14 protein-coding genes are annotated in these 18,543 nt (G+C 61.7%); 2 read left to right on the top strand and 12 right to left on the bottom strand.

Annotated features, from left to right (window positions below; genetic code table 11):
• Nucleotides 1–35 precede the first annotated feature (35 nt).
• From V1289_RS18190 to V1289_RS18160, 7 genes are all read right to left on the bottom strand, one after another.
• Nucleotides 36–1,409 (bottom strand): Dyp-type peroxidase, encoded by a 1,374-nt coding sequence (locus tag V1289_RS18190; protein WP_334398165.1) that lies wholly within the window; start codon nt 1,407–1,409, stop codon nt 36–38.
• A gap of 90 nt (nt 1,410–1,499) precedes the next feature.
• Nucleotides 1,500–1,931, bottom strand: coding sequence for a hypothetical protein (locus V1289_RS18185; protein ID WP_334398164.1), 432 nt, complete (start codon nt 1,929–1,931; stop codon nt 1,500–1,502).
• Nucleotides 1,932–2,203: 272 nt separating this feature from the next.
• Nucleotides 2,204–2,506, bottom strand: coding sequence for a putative quinol monooxygenase (locus tag V1289_RS18180; protein ID WP_334398163.1), 303 nt, complete (start codon nt 2,504–2,506; stop codon nt 2,204–2,206).
• 204 nt (nt 2,507–2,710) lie between these two features.
• Nucleotides 2,711–3,874, bottom strand: a complete 1,164-nt coding sequence (locus tag V1289_RS18175) for an ABC transporter permease (RefSeq protein ID WP_334398162.1) — start codon at nt 3,872–3,874, stop codon at nt 2,711–2,713.
• Between the two features lie 68 nt (nt 3,875–3,942).
• Nucleotides 3,943–4,674: an ABC transporter ATP-binding protein gene (locus tag V1289_RS18170; RefSeq protein ID WP_334398161.1), complete on the bottom strand. Its 732-nt coding sequence runs from the start codon at nt 4,672–4,674 to the stop codon at nt 3,943–3,945.
• Nucleotides 4,675–4,714: 40 nt separating this feature from the next.
• Nucleotides 4,715–6,067, bottom strand: coding sequence for an efflux RND transporter periplasmic adaptor subunit (locus V1289_RS18165; RefSeq protein WP_334398160.1), 1,353 nt, complete (start codon nt 6,065–6,067; stop codon nt 4,715–4,717).
• Between the two features lie 935 nt (nt 6,068–7,002).
• Nucleotides 7,003–10,362, bottom strand: a complete 3,360-nt coding sequence (locus V1289_RS18160) for an adenylate/guanylate cyclase domain-containing protein (protein WP_334398159.1) — start codon at nt 10,360–10,362, stop codon at nt 7,003–7,005.
• A gap of 530 nt (nt 10,363–10,892) precedes the next feature.
• Here V1289_RS18160 and V1289_RS18155 point away from each other — a divergent pair.
• On the top strand, nt 10,893–12,653 hold the full coding sequence (locus tag V1289_RS18155) for an IS1634 family transposase (RefSeq protein ID WP_334395305.1): 1,761 nt from the start codon (nt 10,893–10,895) through the stop codon (nt 12,651–12,653).
• A gap of 393 nt (nt 12,654–13,046) precedes the next feature.
• A complete protein-coding gene (locus tag V1289_RS18150; protein ID WP_334398158.1) occupies nt 13,047–13,247 on the top strand; it encodes a hypothetical protein in 201 nt (66 codons plus the stop codon).
• 27 nt (nt 13,248–13,274) lie between these two features.
• Here the strand turns inward: V1289_RS18150 and V1289_RS18145 are convergent, their stop codons facing one another.
• The 5 genes from V1289_RS18145 to V1289_RS18125 all read right to left on the bottom strand — a co-directional run bounded on the left by V1289_RS18145 (nt 13,275) and on the right by V1289_RS18125 (nt 18,480).
• On the bottom strand, nt 13,275–14,144 hold the full coding sequence (locus tag V1289_RS18145; protein ID WP_334398157.1) for a hypothetical protein: 870 nt from the start codon (nt 14,142–14,144) through the stop codon (nt 13,275–13,277).
• Nucleotides 14,141–15,373, bottom strand: a complete 1,233-nt coding sequence (locus V1289_RS18140) for a hypothetical protein (protein WP_334398156.1) — start codon at nt 15,371–15,373, stop codon at nt 14,141–14,143. The genes V1289_RS18145 and V1289_RS18140 overlap by 4 nt, the downstream gene beginning before the upstream one ends.
• 227 nt (nt 15,374–15,600) lie before the next feature.
• Nucleotides 15,601–16,314, bottom strand: coding sequence for a RadC family protein (gene radC / locus V1289_RS18135; protein WP_334407535.1), 714 nt, complete (start codon nt 16,312–16,314; stop codon nt 15,601–15,603).
• An 84-nt stretch (nt 16,315–16,398) separates the two neighbouring features.
• Complete coding sequence (locus tag V1289_RS18130; protein WP_334398155.1) at nt 16,399–17,652, bottom strand: YbfB/YjiJ family MFS transporter; 1,254 nt, start codon at nt 17,650–17,652, stop codon at nt 16,399–16,401.
• A gap of 117 nt (nt 17,653–17,769) precedes the next feature.
• Nucleotides 17,770–18,480, bottom strand: a complete 711-nt coding sequence (locus tag V1289_RS18125; RefSeq protein WP_334398154.1) for an SDR family NAD(P)-dependent oxidoreductase — start codon at nt 18,478–18,480, stop codon at nt 17,770–17,772.
• Nucleotides 18,481–18,543: the final 63 nt, after the last annotated feature.

Genomic DNA, 18,543 nt, shown 5'->3' with positions numbered 1-18,543 from the left:
CCGTTGATGCGCGACGCCGCATGCCTGGCCGGAGGCTACGTCCCCGCAAGGCTCCGCAGCGTCGCCATGCTCGGCAGCAGGCCATAGGCCGTCCCGCGCGTTACGATGAACTGCGGCAGGCTTGGAATTTTGATCGGATTGCCGTTCGGAACCGGAATCGTGAACGACGGGTCGCTGGCGGGCGGCGGGATGCGGTTGGCGATCAGAGCATCCTGCGTGTCCAGATTGGGGGAAAACACGTCACTGAAATTATTGACGTTGATCCATGAATAGAGCTGTTCGAACTGCCCGGCCAGCGCGCCGCACAGGAACAGACCGATCAGGCCGCGCTCGCCGTCGTAGTCCGGCGGTGCCGGCGGCGCGCCATAGGGCATCCCGCGGCGTAACAGGCGCGGCACCGGTGTGTCGGTGCCGGGGAATGTCGGCTCGTCGCGTGGGTTCGCCACGCGGGAATGCGCCGCGAACGGACATTTCAACGCGGCGGTGTCGCCCGAATAGCCGAACTTGGTGGCGTCGCTGGTCTTCGGATCCGGCGCATCGGGTGACAGGATGAGCGGCGAGCCATTGCGCCAGCGGCCGACCAGCTTGGCCGCCAGCCATTCCATGGCCTGATCCTGCGAGCCGCCGATCGCCGCAACGACCTTGGGCGCGTTGTCGGTGAGAAATTGATCGAAAGCCTTGACGTCCTGATAGAGGATGCGGAAAGCGTTGTAGCACCCGTCCTTGGCAAATTTGCCTGCAGCCCCGGTTTCCGGTCCCGGCGAGAATGCCGATCCGGGATAGCCGATCAGAAAGTTGTTGGCGTCGCTCGGGTCGGTGGACGCGGGATCGGGCGGCCAGCCGAGCGCGGGATTATCAATTCCGTCGTGGTAGCCGAAGTGAATGAAGTCGCGTAGCGGCGCGTATTCTTCCAGCCGGCCGCTCCCCGACTTGAGCGGCAGAAACTCGCTCACGCCGTTGGCCTGGGCGGCCTGCGACACGGTCGCGACCAGGCTGTCGAGCGCATCGGCAGTCATCCCGTAGACATGGACGATGCAGTGGATGGCGTCCTTGGCGTAGCCGTTCCACCACAGGCTCGGATCGCTCGGGCCGGTATCTCCCAGCGATGCTTGCGACCCCTGGGACCAGGGCCCTTGCTGAAACTCGGTCGGGAATTGACCGGCCAGCGCAGGTTCGAACGTCACGATGCCGTTGTAGGTGAGCGAGATATTGAGCATCCGCGCCGGCTTGTCGTCGCCCCAGTCCTGTGCGGATTGAACATAAGGAAGCAGCGCGCGGATGAATCCGGCGGCGCCCGGCTTCCCTGCGAAAGTGAACAGCATATGGCACGAATAGGGATGCGTGTAGCCGCGCAGGATCATGCCCTGTACATTGCGCGGATCGGGCGGTGGCATCGGGGTGTTGGTCATGCGAAGTCGCTTCCGGTGTCCGTCATCAGCCGGTCACGCCGGCCGAGGCCTCGATGCTGGATGCAGTCATGGACGAGGCGCGTGACGCCGTTACGCCGGGTGTGGAAACGCGCCTTGAATCTGCCGGACGGTCTGCGGATATGTGTTATAGAGATCGTTCGGATTATTGAGATTGTTGTTGTTGATGAAGTTCTCGAATCCGGTCAGGTCGGTAACCGGCGGATTGGGTGGATTGAGCGCAATCGCGGCCAACCCCGAGAACACCTTCTGAAGCGCGCCGTTGTTCCAGAAGAATTTGAGATAGGGATTCATCGGCCCGTCGAACGTCGTGATCAGGCAGATCGCCAGAATCCCCGTCCCGCCGGGATTGGGAATCAGCGCGAGGCGCGCGTAGTGGACGATGTGCGAACCGTCGAGTCCGTGCTGGACGCTGGACACGAAGTTGGCATAGGCGAGCTTGGCTTCGGCTTGCGTGATCGGATCCTGCTTGATCGGGACGTAGAGCGTGAGCGGATTAGCCATCGGTGTGCTCCCATGAGTCGGACATGACGTGATCGCCGGTTGGACCGGTGGCCTGACGCGACACGCCATTGCGCGTGCAACTCCGGGACCGCGGATTATCTTAAGGTTGAATGTGTCAGTGATACAATTACAAGTCAAGTTGACGAAGGCCGGTTCTTGTAAAGAAAACGTGTGAGAACAAAAGTTGGAGCCCCGATTCTGATTCGATCAGAATCGGGGCTCCAGGCGGCGAAGCCGATTTGCCACAAGACGTTTTGAGTCGGGCCCTGAGGTCAGATGAACCGGAACTGGGACCGCTCGCGTTTTGCAAGCCTGGGGACCGCCTGGCCGACAATGATGTTCTTGAAGTGCTCGGTTTGCTGATGGTCCGCGAAGGCGGCCTCTCCCGCGAACACCTCGTAGAAGAAGAATTCCCGCGGCTTCGATATGTTCTGGTGGATCTGAAATTGCTTCACGCCCGGTTCCTGCTGCGCCTGCGGCAGAAAATCCTTCAGAAGGTTCGCAATCGCGCCTTCCTCGCCCGGATTGGTTTCCCAGAATGCGGTCACGACCAGGTTTTGATTCGACGCTGCCATATTTTTCTCCTGTGAACATCCAGCACCGGTCCGATTCCGACCGGCGGATGAACATCATCATGGCGATTATTTCGACAGGAATGCTTCGATAATCGTCGAATTGTTATATCGACGCCGGAACCGGCGCGGCGATCGGAGCGTTGGTCACGCGGCTCTCTCATCGGACAGTTTAAGAGGATGGACATTAGAGTTCAGCCCTCGCGTCTATTCGAAGCGTAATGCCACAATCGGATCAAGCCGCGCGGCCCGATGGGCCGGATAGAGGCCAAACGAAATTCCGACGAACCCTGCAAATCCACAAGCCAGGATGACAGCCCAGGGGCTGATCAGGATAGGCCAGCCAGCTTTCCAGGCGATTGCGACCGCTGCCGCGGCTCCCAACGCCGCGCCCACCAGCCCGCCGATCAGCGCCAGGATCAAGGCTTCGATCAGGAATTGCCACCGGATATCGCGGCGGCTGGCCCCCACGGCCATGCGCAAGCCGATTTCGCGGGTGCGTTCGGACACCGAAACCAGCATGATGTTCATGATGCTGATGCCGCCAACGACCAGCGAAACCGCGGCCACAGCGATTAACAGAATTCCGAGTGTCCGCACAGCGGCCCCGCGTGCAATCAGGACATCCGCCGGATTCTCGATCCTGAAATCGCTGGGGGCATCCCCGCGAATGCGGTGCCGCTGCCGAAGCAACGCCTCGATCTCGCGTTCCATCTCCGACATCGCGGTCGCATCCGACACCTTGATCGAGATGAAATCCAGTGCTTGGCGGGTCGTGCCGCGCACGGCGCCGAGCACGCGGCTCTGCGCAGTCGACAGCGGAATGAACACGACATCGTCCTGGCTGCGGCCAGCTGCGCCCAGCCCCTTGTTGTCCAGCACACCAATCACGGTGAATGGGACGTTGCCAATCCGAAACGTCTCTCCTATTCCCGCACGCCCATCGAAGAGCTCTTCGATGATAACCGATCCCACGATGGCAACTTTGGCTCCGGATGCGATCTCCTCGCCCGTGAAGGATCGGCCGTTGGCAACTTGCCATTCGCGAGCCACCAGATAGTCGGCATTAATTCCAGCCACCAGCGTCACCCAGTTCCTGTTTGCGGCCACGAGGGGCATGGAACGCGACAGCAGCGGGGCCGCGACCTGCGCATCCACCAGTTCGCGGCGGATGGCCGCGGCGTCCTCTTCGGTCAGCGTCGGCTGTGTTCCGGATTCGAGCCTCGCTCCCCCGGCGTTTCGGGCTCCGGGCATGACCAGCAGGAGGTTGGCTCCAAGTGTGCGGATCTTCTCCGAAACTTCCGCTTGTGCGCCGGCTCCCACCGATACCATGCAGACTACGGCTGCGACGCCAACGACGATCCCAAGCATGGTCAAGGCGCTCCGCAGTTTGTTGACGCGAAGCGCTCGGGTGGAGATTCGTAAACTCTCCAGGGGACTCATTGGGAAGAATCCAACGGGATGGCGTTCAGGAGCGAACGCTTGCCGGATGCCACGGCGTCCTCGATGATTCGTCCATCGTGCAGGGTGATCTGTCGTCGCGCGCGATTGGCGACTTCGGCGGCATGCGTAACCATGATGATCGTATGACCATCGCGATGAAGGCCCTCGAACAGAGACAGAATCTCGTCGCTGGTGCTGCTATCCAGTGAGCCGGTCGGTTCGTCGGCCAGGATGAGGGCAGGATCGTTCACCATCGCACGGGCAATGACAACCCGCTGCTGCTCTCCTCCCGAAAGTTGATTCGGCCAATGATGGCTGCGGTCAGCCAAGCCTACGCGGTCAAGCGCATCTTTGGCTGTGCGACGTCGTTTGGCGCGAGGAACGCCGGCGTAAACAAGAGGAAGTTCGACATTTTCCAGCGCGGTTGCCCGCGGCAGGAGGGCTGGCAGTTGGAATATGAAGCCGATGTCTTTTCTCCTGATGGCCGCGCGCGTATCCTCGCTCAGCCTTGCAGCTTCTCGGCCCCTGAGCGCATATTCGCCGGAATCCGGCCGCTCCAGGAGACCCAAAAGGCTCATCAAGGTCGACTTCCCCGAACCCGAGCGGCCGCGGATTGCAACGAACTCGCCGTGCTCGATCGAGAGCGACACGTTTGATACCGCATGGATGATCGTCCCCCCGGAGGGATAATGTTTTGAAATTCCAATGGTCCGGACCAGCGGCGGCATCCCAAAATCCAGTTTCAAAATCCAACCTTAGAATCCAACCTTAGAATCCAAGACGAACGCCGAAATAGCCCTTCTGCTTCTGCGAGTTCGCAATCCCGATGATCACTTGCTGGCCCTCGTTGAGCGCGCCCCCCAGCAGCGCTGCGCTGCTGTCGTCGCTCGCGCCGAGCCTCACGGCAACCGGGTCCGGTCGCCCGTCCTCGCCCACCAGCCACACCGTCGCGGGCGCCTTGGAGGAAGCGGCTGGGTTCGCACTCGGGTGACCCGATGCAGGACCGGCGCCGTTCGGCCGGAAGCGCAGTGCCTGGCTCGGAATTTTGAGAATCTCGCCGGTATTACTCACCACGATCCGCAGCTGCGCAGTCATTCCCGGCAACAGCAAGAGGTCCGGATTCGGCGCGGACACGACGGTCGTGTAGGTGACGACGTTTTGCACGACCTCGGGAGCCTTGCGTATCTGTAGAACCCGTCCGCTGAAGGTTTGATCCGGATAAGCGTCCACTGTGAACCGGGTCGCCTGGCCCGGCTTCAGCTGCCCAACATCGGCCTCGTCGATCTTGCCGTGGACCTCCATCTCACGCAGATCGTTCGCGATCTTGAACAATGTTTTGGCTTCGAGGCTGACGGCGACGGTTTGTCCCGGATTGACATCCCGCTTGATGACGATCCCGTCAATCGGCGCGCGGAGGACAGTACGTTCGAGATCAAGTCCCGCCTGATCGAGCGCCGCCTGCCTCTGCTCGACTACAGCCTCGGCATTCTCAAGATTGGCCTCGGCCATGTGCTTTTCTGCTCCCGCAATCGCAATGGCCTCCTCCTTCATCCGGATCTGCTCGAGGGAACCGCGCAGGTCGGCAGCCCCGGCGTCGCGCAGAGCTTGCACCTGACTCAAGTCTCGCTCTGTTCCGCTTCCGGTGCGCGCCAGCTCGCGCTTTCGCAGGAGATCTCTCTCCACTTCATCTTGCCTGGCCTTGCTTGCCGCCGACTGTGCCTCCGCCAATTTCCTGGCGGTCTGCGCATTCGTCACCGCGACTGTCGCTCGTTCCAGCGCAGCCTTTTCCACTTCGGCAGTCGCCCTCGCCACCCTCAGTGCGGCTTTCGCTTCACTGACGCGGGCGGCAAAGATCTCCGGATCGATCTGCGCGATCGGCTGCCCGGCCTTTACGGTATCGTTGAAATTGACGAACACTTGCGCAATTCGCCCCGACAGTTGCGAACTGACATCGACGCTGACAACTGCCTCGATTGTGCCGCTGGCCTTCACCAAAGTAGAGATGCTGCCGCGTTCGACCGGTGCGGTGAGGAAGGTGGGGACCGAGCTTTCCCGGCCATAGGTGTAGCCCAGCCCGACTATCAGCGTGCAAAGCAGACCTGCCACAACTACGAAACGCATGCGGCTATCACCCTGTCTCAACCTTTTGCCGTTCTCCTCGAGACGTCAACCCACGCCTCAACGCCAGAACGGGTTGGTCAATTCAAGCCGAACGTGTCCCGCGAGCGCGCGTAGAACGCTGCCGCTGCCATTCGCAAACAGCAGCAGCTGCTTCTCGTAGTTGGACGGCAAACCGCGACGACGGCCGCCGGAAGCGAACGAGACCCGACGCTCAATGCCGGACACCTCGCGCTATGGCACCTGTGTTGTGACCTGCAAGCACGCGACGTCGTATTGCGAAACGGCATTCGAACTTGCGGGTGTGCCGGTGTTAGCACCCGATCCAGCATAGACGGTGCCCGCTTTCCCACCGCCTGAGGTGGCGCTGGGTTCGTTGAACGGAGAACCTGGCGACGCCGCCGCATTGCCTGGCGTCGCGGTGGCAGGCGCGGTCCCGCAAGCGACCGCGGGCGAGCCGGGCTGTCCCTTGCTCGACCCCATATGGGGATTTTCAGCAAAAACCACACCAGCCGTCGGAAGCAGCAGGCTAGCGCCAATTGTGAGAGAGGCTAACACGTGTTTCATCTCTGCACTCCCTTTCAAGATTATGTTGCGCATTGGAGACAGTAGTTCGGGGAATTACGTAGAGCGTATTGGCCAACGCTCTAACTCGCGCATTGACCATCGCCGTCCAGGCGGTGGGCTCGATCGCTGCCAACAAAAACACCGGAAGGGCGCAAAATATCCCGAGCTATCCCGATTTTTTTGAACCAACCCCCTCGATCGTGCCCGAGCATTTTTTCAGGCCCGCGGGAGTCAAGATTCTGCTAGAGGTACCCAGGTAATGCGTCGCTCTCTTCGTAAATCCGGGACAATCAATGCGAAGAAGACCTGCTGCGGCGGCTGCGCAGCGATGTCGTTAAAAGGCACGGTCGTCGACTGTAGTCCAGCTCAGGTCACCGCAGCTGGTCGAGCAAAGCCGTTGCCTGTTTTAGATCTTGCGTGTCGAAGCCCTCGGTGAACCAGGCGTGGATCGGCGCTAGAAGATCGAGCGCTTCCCCGCGCCTGCTCTGATCGATCCACACCGCGGCAAGGTCCCCTGCAGCTCGAAGTTCAAGGGCTTTGGCGTGTTGGCTTCTTGTTGTGGTCAAGGCCTGGTCGAGCAGTGACAGCGCCTCGGTCCTGGCGTCTGGTTCGCCACGGACGAGCAGCGCGCGCGCCTTCAGCCGATACAATTCTGCCTCAAATATCCGTTCGCTGTTACGGCGGGTTGTAGCTAGGCCCTGCTCGATCAGCTCCAGGGCAGCCTCGCATTTGTGACTAGACAAAAAGGCCGGACACAAGAGCACGTAAAGTGCCGTGATGCCCAACTGATAACCCGCGCCACGATATTCATCCAGCGCAGCCCGGATTTCCTCGAGGGCGCTGGATGAAGGGTCAAGCAAGGTCACGCATATGCCTCGGATGGCGTGTGCCAATCCGCGCCATTGCCGGAATCCGTGTTCCTCCGACAAGGCAAGACAGCGTTCGGAATAGCCTTGCGCAGTCAATAGCTCACCGCGCAGAGCGTGGAGAATAGATGCATAATAACAAGCATACGCCTGGGAATGCGGATGACTGATGGCGTCGGCACGCTGAATGGCGCCGTCCATTCGTGTGATTGCCGTATCGGCGTGGCCGAGCAGCCAGAGAGGCCACGACATCAGAGCGAGGCCGGCCACGCCGGCATCCTGGCCAGCTGCACGCGCCGCCAGCCTATCCTGCTCGCTGCTCGCGTCGAACGCCTCGACGGCCCGTTCGATCGCTTCGCGGGCACCGAGGAGATTTCCCATGAAAAGGCGAATCATTGCCTGCCCGCGCATCGCGTTCAACAACGCTGGACGATCATCGTGCGCTTCGGCTAGATGAAGCAGGGCCGCGATCGTTTCCTGGGCCAGCGGCAATTCACCGCGAATGACGCTCGCGGTGGTCAACCAAAACATGACCTGGAGGTGCTCGGGGGGATCTCCGAGGCGCTCGCACAGCTCACGAGCGCGGGCGAACGTCGCCACCGACTTGTTCGAGGCGGGCCCTTGGGTAGCGATCAAACACGGCCCCAGAGCGAATTGGAAATCAAGTTCCAGCCGGTCCTTTGGTGCGCCATCGGGCAAATGAGCCGAGGCCTCGATACCTCGTTGCGAGTGTGCGATGGCCTCAAGGTTGGCGGAGCGCATGGCGGCCTTCTTGCAGGCCTGCAGCCAATATCCCTCCGCCTCTTCGAACAGTCCGGCCTCTGTGAGATGGTGCGCGAGAGTTTCGGGTTGAGCCTCCACAATTTCCGGGAACCGTTGCTCGAAAGCGTCTGCGATCGTGGCATGCAGCGCTGAGCGTCGGCTCTTCAGGAGTCCCGAGTAGGCAGCGTCCCGCACAAGCGCGTGCTTGAAGGTATAGATCGCGTGAGGTATCTCGCCCCGGCAGAATATCAACTCCGACCGAACTAATTGGGCGAGCGCCTCCTCAAGCCTCTCTCCAGGCAACCCGGCTACGGTGCTCAGCAGTTCGTACGAGAACTCGCGACCCACCACAGCGCCGATCTGAGCCACCTCCCTCACCGGCGCCAATCGGTCGAGCCTCGCCATCAGCGATGCGTGCAATGTGGTCGGAATTGCCATCGAGGGCAGCGGACGGTTGAGCACGTAGTGGCCCTCCTGCTCCTCCAGCAATCCGGTTTCGAGTACCGTCTTGGTCAGCTCTTCGACAAACAGGGGCACGCCATCGGTACGGGCGAGAATCTGATTCATCACCTCCTCGGGCAGCGTCTTGCCGGCCGTGACGCGGTCGATTAGCTCCGCCCCATCGTGCCGGCTCAGGCGTGTGAGCGAGACCGTCGTCACATGCGCATGACCTGGCCAGGGCGGCGTGAACTCCGGCCTCGCGGTGATGAGCAGCAGCACTCGAAGCCGCGATACCCGTTCCAATGTAAGCGTTAGCAGCTCGAGCGAGGTCGGGTCCGCCCAATGGACATCCTCAAAGAGGATGAACACTGGCAGCTGCACCGCCAGGCCATTGAGCTGATCCAAAAGCGCCGCCAATGTCATCTCCTTGCGCTTCTGCGGGCTCAGATCCGGTAGGCGGTAGCGGTCACTGGGTGGCAACGATAGAAGGCTGGCGAGAAGTGGCAACGTATAGTCCGCGTCAGAGCGAGATTGCGCGAGCAGAGCTTCGAGCTTGGCGAACTTTTCTGCCGGCGCGTCACTTCGCTCGAACCGGGCGGCCCGTTCGAGTTGGCCGATGAATGGGTACAACGCACTGTTGGTGTGGTGTGCCGAGCAGAAATAGCGCAATCTTATGTGTGGTTCGGCCTGGAGCCTTTCCTGGAGCGCTTGGGCAATGTGCGACTTCCCGATGCCCGGTTGTCCGGTCAGCACCACAACACAACCTTCGGCCCGCGCGGCATGCCGCCAGCGACGCAGTAGCAACTCGATTTCTTCGCCACGCCCGATTAGCGGTGTCAATCTGGTCTTGTGCTGCGCCTCGAAGCGGCTTTCTACTCCACTCGTCCCAAGGATCTGCCAAGCTGGCACCGGTTCTGCCCAGCCCTTAAGCGCGACAGGGCCCAGATTGCGGTATTCGAAGAGCCCCTCGGTGAGCCGGCGGGTACTCTCGGAGACAAGCACCGTACCAGGCTCGGCGAGCGTTTGCAGGCGCGCAGCCAGGTTCGGCGTCTCGCCAATGACCGCCTGCTCCTGAGCAGCGCCTTCGCCGGTCAAATCGCCCACGACCACCATACCGGTGGCGATGCCAACGCGAACCTGTAGCTTGGTGCCGATATCTGTCCGGAGGTTAGCCACGGTATCGACCAGCGCCAGCCCCGCGCGTGTCGCCTGCTCGGCATCATCCTCGTGCGCCTGGGGATAGCCGAAATAGGCGAGCACGCCATCCCCCATGTACCGTGCGATGACGCCCTCATTCCGGGCGATAACCTCGGCGATGCAGGCGTGATAGGCGCCGATTACCGCCCGCAAGTCCTCCGGATCAAGGCGGGCCGAAAGGGCCGACGAGCCCACCAGATCGCAAAACATGACCGTAAGTTGACGCCGCTCGGCACTGTCCCGCGCCGCCGGTTTGGTGTCGGTTTGGGGTGTTCGGAGGACGCCCCTCTTAAGGTCTGCGATCGCCCGCAGCATCTTGCGTCGGTGCCCAAGCAGGACGCCGAGATCCTTGAGGTCCTGCTCCGTAAGATCGCAGACGACCGAGAGGTCAATGGCGTTCTCGCCGAAGCGCTGGGCGTACTCTCCCAAGCCGATCGATGCTAGCCACTCTGCAATACCTGTCATGGTATACCTATGGCTTATGGGATGAGAATATCACATTGGAGAGGCTTGCGAAGGCACATCTGTCGACGGGAGCGCCGATCGCCGGACCTCTCGCCCAATGCAAAACAGTGGCCCCGGCGCAAAGTGGACGCTGCCAAGCGCGATGTCTGTCAGGAGTCAATCGCGTCATTTTGGTCGTTGGCCGACGACTTCCGGTCTTCCCCCGGGAGCGGACATCGTTACCGTCGGTCGGCATGTCTCAAAAGTGCCAAAAGCGGCGGTATCCGGATCGAACAGAAGATTTCTGCTTAGCCCCAAAAAAAGCCTACCTGAAAAACGCTTCAGCTCAGCCGCCGCGCATCAATGTCGCCGAGCGACACCGCGTCCCGGATGTCGCGCACGCTGTGGAAGCCGCTGCGCATTAGACCGAAGTTTGCTCGTGTCGTCAGGAGAGACTTGAGTCAGTGCAGTGGGTTAGGGTGGGAATGATCCTGTGATTGTGTCCATGTAAGGGGATTCCCAAATCGGCGAGGATATGATTCGATTCGGGCATGTTCATCGAGATGGTGCCCAATCGAGACTCTCCGCCTGCGGTGTTGCTGCGGGAGAGTTATCGCGACGAGCAAGGCCGTTCGCAGAAGCGGACGTTGGCCAATCTCAGCAAGCTGCCGCGTGATATGATCGATACGTTGAAGGCGGTGCTGAAGGGCGGAACGGTCATCGGCACTGGTCCGCAGGAACTGGAAGTCGAGCGCTCATTGCCGCACGGCCATGTTGCGGCGGCGCTTGGAATGATCCGCAAGATTGGCCTCGACCGGTTGATTCTGGGTGCGGCGAAGGATCCGGCCTCGCGACGCTGCTGCGATCTCGTTGTCGCCATGGTGGTTGATCGGTTGATTGCGCCACGATCGAAGCTGGGCTTTGTCCGCGCGATCGATGAGGAGACGGCGGTATCGAGTCTGGGCGCGGTCTTGCACCTTGGCCGGGTCAAGGAGCGGGAGGCCTATGAGGCGCTGGATTGGCTGCTCGAACGTCAGGGCCGCGTCGAAAATGGCTTGGCGCGGCGGCATCTCGAAGACGGCGTGCTGGTCCTCTATGACGTCAGCTCATCTTACTTCGAGGGCCGCTGCTGCCCGCTGGCGCGCTATGGCCACAGCCGGGATCACCGCAAGGACCGGCCGCAAATTGTCTATGGGCTGCTCTGCACACGCGAGGGACTGCCGATCGCCGTGGAGGTGTTCGACGGCAACACCGCGGATCCCTCAACCTTGAGCGCGCAGATCGAGAAGGTGAAGGATCGCTTCAGGATCAGTCGTCTGGTGCTGGTCGGAGATCGCGGCATGATCACCTCGGCCCGCATTCGCGACGAACTTAGGCCCGCGAATCTCGATTGGATCACCTGCCTGCGTGCACCGGCGGTGCAGGCGCTGGCCGCGGAAAATGGGCCGTTACAGCTGTCGTTGTTCGATGATCGCGATCTCGCCGAAATCAGCGCGCCGGACATGTTCCCAGGCGAACGGCTGATCGCGTGCCGCAATCACGACCTCGCCGCCGAACGGGCGCGCAAGCGTGAGGACTTGTTAGCAGTGACTGAACGCGAACTGGCCCGGATCGAAGCCAAGGTCCGGCGCAGGAACGCTCCCTTGCGTGACGCTGCCGAAATAGGTCTGGCGGTCGGCGCGGTTCTTAACAAAAGAAAGATGGCCAAGCACTTCGTCGTTACGATCCGCGATGGTCATCTCTCCTGGCATAGACGGCTCGATCAGATCGAGGCAGAGGCGCGCCTCGACGGCATCTATGTGATCCGAACCAGCATGCCTGCCGAGCATCTGAATGCCGCAGAAGCAGTTCAGGCCTACAAGGATCTCTCGCACGTCGAACGGGCATTCCGATCCCTGAAGAGCGTCGATCTGGAAATCCGGCCGATCCGTCATTGGACCGCGGACAGGGTGCGGGCTCATGTCTTCCTGTGCATGCTCGCCTACCATGTCGAGTGGCTCCTACGGGAGGCCCTAGCGCCGCTGTTGTTCCACGACACCGATCTGGCAGCAGCCAAAGCGGAGCGAACTTCTCCAGTTGCGGCCACCGCACCGTCAGACGTCGTCAAGGTCAAGAAGACAACCAGGCGATCGGCAGACGGTCAGCGCGTCATGAGCTTCGGTGACCTCATTGCGCATCTCGGAACACTCGCTCGCAACACCATGCACGTGCCCGCGCGCCCCAAGCACCGCTTTACCCTTCACTCCAAACCAACCGCCCTCCAGGAGGCGGCCTTCGATCTGCTCGGGCTCAATCCCGTTCGTGTCCAGTAACCGAGTAGCCTCGCGGACGAATGATCAAACCGCATCAGATACTTATGCGATTCATGGGTGAAAACTTCGGATTAGACGAGTGGCGAAACCCGGATCTCGTGGAGCCTGTCATCGGGCGCGCATTCGCGCGCTCCGTCACCTGGTCCGGCCACACTTGCTCTTGCCTTGACCGAACAGGGCTACGTGTTACCCGACGGCGGACTGGCAAAACTTGAAAATGATGAAGTTGCTGAAGTGCCACTCCGCGTTATGAGCGCTCGCTGGGCTCGTGTCGACGGAATGGCCGAGGACTGCGTCGTGCCCCGCGGCCACGTGGGGATCGTTCACAAGCGCGGTCAAGTTGCTGTGCGCAGCATCCCCGTCCATTGAGATCCCGGCTTCCGGAATTTGCGCATGCTGCTGGAAAGCAAAAGCATCGTTGCCAACGCCTCCAACCATGACCGATGGGGCGACCGGTCCGCCGGTAGAGGCTGCCGGCGCGGCTGCGAAATGAAAATTACGGAAGCATCCATCGCCACGGTGCGAACGACGACGCAGCCGCCGCGGATTCGGATGCGGTTGCAGAAGCGGATGCGTGCTCAGATGCGGATGTGAACCAGGATGCCTGGGTGCGGAAGCGGATCAATGTTGCGGTCTGGTCAGGATCGAGTCCTGCCCCCAACCGGTGCCGTTGGAGACGGCCGCAACGATCTGACCCCGATCGACCCGGCCCGTGTTACCGGCCATATACTGGTTCAGCAGCGCAAAGCTTTGGCTTGCCAGGGACGCCATGGCCTTGCCGGTCGCAGGCGCAGAATCGGTCTCGGCGATCGTCTGCGGCACGGAGATAGGCGCGGCGCCGGTGACCCCGTCCAGATGCTGCTGCAGCAGCGTAAAGCCGTGGTTTGCCAGGGACCCTATCGTCGCAGCGATCGCCTGCGGCTCGGTGGTCGCCACGGTGCTGGCAGCCTGGTCCTGGTTCAGCCACGCAAAGCCCTTGCCTCCCGGGAACGCCGTGGTCGTGTCGGTCTCTGGCGCAGGATTCGTTAGGCTGATCGTCTGCGGGGACGCCGTGGTCGCGTCGCTCGCAGGCGCAGGATTCGTCACAGTGGTCGTGTGCGGCGACGTTGTGGTCGTGCCGGTCGCAGGCCGAGGATCTGTCACGGTGATGGTCTGCGACGCGGACGGCGATGACTGTGTCGATGGTGAGGATGACGACGTCCCTGAGGAGGTTGACGACGATGACGTCGCGACCTGGAGACCGGAGAACGTCTTCACTGCGCCCGCGAGGTTCGCCGCAGCGCCGGATGCATCATGGATGCTCGCACCGTTCGCAAGATTGACCCCGGTGATGGCGAGCGCCGAGGTGTTCGTGTTGTTCGACGCGACCGTGGTGCGGAAGGTGAGCGAGCTCGTGCCCGAGCCACCGACATAGATGGCCGTTCCGCCGTCATTAAGCTTCAGTGTAGGCGTGCCAATGACTTTCACGGCCTCGTTGAAGCCGAGCGTCATGTGGTGGTATCGCCGGCGTGTTCGATTCCTGTCCCCGGTGAAGCGGAGACCTGCGTCACTGTCGGCGCGAGCGATGACCCAGTCGTCGCAGGTGCGGATGCAGATGCGGATGTGGACGGGTCGCCAAAATACTTCGCCCACGCCGCAGCCTCGAGCGGCTTGTGGTCGGCGGAACTGGTGAAGTGATATTGTCCGCCGGAGTTCGAATTCCAGACGTTCACAAAGCTGACCCTAACCCCCGATCGATGCAGCGTGTCCGCCAGCCACTGCACGAATGTCGGATTGTCGGTGAGGCCCGCGCCGTCATGGGTATTGCCTGCACTGGTCTCGGCAATTGCGAATGGCTTGCCGGTCGATTTGGCGAGATCAATCAGTTGCTGAAGCGTGGTCGCATGGCCCTCGCTGCCATCGAGTGACCATTGGTTGGAGGCCGGGTAGGTATAGTAATGCCCAAGGTTGACCGGATCTGCCGCCCATTGCTGGACGCTGGTGTCGTAGACTGGGTGGGACGAGTTGAGGACTTGCCCGCTCTTGTCCCAATCATACAAATGTGTCGGCGAGCCGTAGGGAAACACATCGCCATAGACGTCGGCGGCGATGATATCGACATACTGGTTCCCGGGGTAAGCCGTCTCGATGACGTTGCCGGCGTGGCTGTAATTCACCACGCTCGGATTCCACGCCACCTGGACGTTCACGCCCTCGGCCTGGCCCGCGGCATGCAAGACCGTGTAGATGTGCTGGAACGCCTTGACCCAATCGGCGCGTGTCGCGGCGTCGCCGCCGGCATAGGACGGCATGGTGTCGATATTCATCTCCCAGCCGGGCCGCCAGATCTGTGTCGTGAAGCCGCTGTCGGCCCAGGCCTTGACCATGTCTTTCAGGACGGAATCGTATTTCCCGGTCGCGAAGTCCTTGTAAAACTGATCAGGAGTTCCAGAGCCTGACGCCGTCGAGGTCATCGGCAACCCGATCACCGGCGTAACATCTTTAAGCACGGGCGACTGTGCCATCGAGGCTGCATTCCAGCTCGCCTGACCAACCCAACCCGAGATGGGCAGGCGCTGATCACCATATTGGTCGAGGAACTGCGGCTTGGTCTTCATCAGGTCTGAGAAGGCGTTGAAGTTTCCTTCGAAACTCGCCTCCTCGTTCGAATCAAAATAGTTCGGGTTCCCGACAAAGACGCCGAGAGGAAACGGCGTTGCGCCGGTTGTGTTCTGAGCCATGTCTTGCTGCCCCTGTTTCCTTTCATCCGTGTTTAACCCGCGATTGCGAAATAGTCGTGTCGCCTCTCGACACCTAAACGCCGCGAATCCGCCACGCACCTGGCAGTTGCCGATGGAGCTATGGAGATGCTGATGCGGAAAGGACATCAGGGAGCAAATGACTTCCGCTGTTAACCCAAACACGGACATTGAGTGGGGTCTGCAACAGGGGGCGGCTTGCCCAGGCGTCAGATCAGCTTCAATCCCTTCAAACTCGCATGTCCGTTCTTGCCGACGATGATGTGATCGTGCACGGAAATACCGAGTGGACCCGCGATGTCGATGATCGCTTTTGTCATCTGGATATCCGCCTGCGACGGCGTCGGATCGCCGGAGGGGTGGTTGTGCACCAGGATCAGCGCGGTTGCGGATAGTTCCAGCGCGCGCTTGATCACCTCGCGCGGATAGACGGGGGTGTGGTCGACGGTGCCGGTCTGCTGCACCTCGTCCGCGATCAGCCGGTTGCGCTTGTCGAGAAACAGCAGGCGGAACTGCTCCTTGTCGGCGAACGCCATACCGGTGCGGCAATAGTCGATGACGTCGTTCCACGATGACAGCGCGACACTCCGCTTGATCTCGCCTCTGGCAATCCGGTGTGCAGCGGCCGCGATCAGCTTGAGCTGGTTGATCGAGGCTTCGCCAATGCCGTCGACCTCGCGCAGCCGCGCCACCGGCGCGTGGATGACTTCGGCGAATGAGCCGAAGGTCTTGAGCAGGGTTTTGGCGAGCGGCTTGGTGTCGCGCCGCGGCAAAGCGGGATACAGCGCCATCTCCAGCAGCTCATAATCACTTAGCGCATCGGGACCGGCGGCATGGAAACGCTCGCGCAGCCGCTCGCGATGGCCGTGATAATGCGGCTTCTCGTCGGGCTGGCTCGTGGGTTCGCTGGTCTTGGCGGGCATCGGCAGCAAGCATGCCGTGCCGGTCAGCTTTTGCAATCGCGAATTGCAGGTTTCGTCAGACCGCTCCCCGATCGCGCGCGCCCGTCATAGCCCGGAAAGCTTGCGTTCGCGTCCGATGGTCAGCGCGGTCATGAGATCGACGGCCAGGGAGGCGGCGACGGCCGCGGCGCCGATCACGAACAGGACGGCGTAGTCCCCGCCGGTGCGTGCGAACAGGTATGAAAGTCCGTAGGCTCCGGCAGCCTGAAACAGGGCGAAGGTGGTGGTGGCCTGCGCCCAGGCGGCGCGTTGACCCGAGCTCGAGTGGGGCAGCAGCTCGTGAATGCGGCCGAGGACCAGCGGCACGATCCCGGGCGTGAAGCCGCCGACGATGATGCTGGAGACGATCATGGTCGCCGGTGCCGAACTGAGGGCGGGCAGCAGGATCGCGATCGCCTCGACGAGGAACGCGACCCGGAGTGCCGGGCCAAATCCCGCGCGGTCGGCGAGATGTCCGGTCAGCAGCGGACCGACGGTGGCGCCGATGCCATAGAGCACCCAATAATGCGAACCGGCTGATATTCCCTGGCCGAGCCCGCGCGCGACGAAGTCGACGAGGAACACCATGTGTGGCACCAGCGCCAGGGCATTGAGGCCATATTCGGCGCTCAGCACCCGGACGATGGTCAAGCTCCGCCCGCGCGATGGAAGATGAGCGTCGGGCGCAGATTCCGTGGCGGGCGCCTCGGTGGGCCATGCTTTCCAGCTCGCCAGCGTCAGAACGCCGGACAGCAGCCCGAGACCGTACCAGCTTTGCTTGAGACCTTGCTGCAGCAGCAGCGGAACGAGCGTGCCGGATGCGGCAATGCCAAGGCCGACGCCCGCGAAGATCACGCCGCCGACCAGGCCGCGCTTGCCCGGCGCGATATGCGGCAGGATCGTCGAGGCCGCGAGAACCATGATCACGCCGCCCGTCACCCCGGCGAGGAATCGCCAGCCAAAGAACCAGATGAACGAGAACGGCACGGAGCATGCAAAGCAGCACAGCGAAGCCAGAACCATCATTCCGCGCAGCGAGCGAACCGCGCCCAGCCGGGTGCCAAGCTCGCGTGCGATCAGTGCGCCGGCGAGATAGCCGGCCAGATTGGCCGCGCCGAGATAAACGGCATCCGCGGGGTTGAACCACTTCGCCGCTATCAATGCGGGGATCAACGGCGTGTAGGCAAAGCGCGCCAGCCCAAGCCCGACGAGCGATGCGCACAACCCCGCCGCGGCGGAGAGCCAGACCGGCCGCTCCTCCCTGTGGCGATGGGGTGTCGCCTGGCGATGATGACCGACATTCGTGCTCGACATGGACATGGGTTAGAACCCCGGATGGTCTGTGAAAAATGATGAGTTCAGATCGCAGCCATCGCTGACAGCGATGGCGCCGCGATCTTCCAATCGTCTTGCGCCGCAGCCGGTGCGGGAGCGTCATCAGTGGCCGGCGCTCTGGCCGCCATCGACATGCAGGATTTCGCCGGTGACGAAGGGGGCGCTCTCCAGGAACAGGACGGCGTCAACGATGTCCTTTGTCTCTCCCATGCGTCCGACCGGATGCAGGTTGGCGAGGAACTCGTGGGTCTCGGGCGCGTGCATCGGTGTCTTGATGACGCCGGGAGCAACCGCGTTGACCCGGATGCCCTTCTTCGCGTATTCGATCGCCAGCGACCTGGTGGCGGCGTTCAACCCGCCCTTGGTCAGCGACGCCAGCACCGACGGAACCTTGCTGTTGGCGTGATCTACCAGGCTGGTGGTGATCTGCACGATATGGCCCGAGCCCCGCTTCAGCATTTCGGCAGCGACACGCCGCGTTAGCGAGAAGAATCCGCCAAGGTTGATCGAGACAATCGATGCATAATCTTCGTCCGTGTAGTGGGTGAAGGGCTTTGCGATGAAGATGCCCGCGTTGTTGACCAGCGTATCGATGCGGCCAAAGCGCTCGATCGCCCGCGTGACCAGCCGTTCCGCGGTCTTGGGATCCGCGACGTCGCCGGCGACCGCCAGGATATCGGGATCGGAAGATGGCTTGATCGCGCGGGAATTGGCGACGACCCGGTAATTGCGGTCGCGATAGGCCTTGACCAGCTCGGCGCCGATGCCTTGCGATGCGCCGGTGATAATGACGACTTTCTGTTCTGCACCCATGATAAGCCTCCGTGATCCCTGTGAATGAAGCGGCAGGTTTGCCGCTCCGACGAGAATCAACGT

Origin of the sequence: Bradyrhizobium sp. AZCC 2289 (assembly GCF_036924615.1) — a bacterium.
Taxonomy (GTDB): domain Bacteria; phylum Pseudomonadota; class Alphaproteobacteria; order Rhizobiales; family Xanthobacteraceae; genus Bradyrhizobium.
This window is presented reverse-complemented; position numbering and strand designations above follow the sequence as displayed.